At 60.2% G+C, this 279-nt stretch carries 1 protein-coding gene; it reads right to left on the reverse strand.

Annotation, left to right across the window (positions count from 1 at the left end; translation table 11 throughout):
* The coding region (locus AAEY83_RS14370) for a DUF899 family protein (protein WP_351059900.1) at positions 1-279 on the reverse strand (279 nt) is incomplete at both ends.

Raw genomic sequence — 279 nt, forward strand, 5'->3', positions numbered from 1 at the left:
GTGCTGGTTGGCGCCATCAATGTGGTCACTGAGGAACGAGCAGCCCTGGCAGCCCTGCTCCCAGCCTTTGGCAAACATGAAATGGTAGATGATCAACTGGCTGTTGTTGCCAAACAGGTCGTTGAGCTTGAGCTCGCCGTTCGGCCCTTGAAAATGATAGTCCTTGTCGACTTTCACCCACGGCAGGGCGCGGCGCTCGGCGCTGAGGCGATCGCGTTCCCGGGTGAAGGCTTTTTCGTGGGCCAGATGCTGCTGGCGGGCGGCGAGCCATTCTTCGCG

It is taken from the genome of Psychrobacter sp. TB20-MNA-CIBAN-0197, assembly GCF_040309765.1.
In the GTDB taxonomy this organism is placed as follows: domain Bacteria; phylum Pseudomonadota; class Gammaproteobacteria; order Pseudomonadales; family Moraxellaceae; genus Psychrobacter; species Psychrobacter submarinus.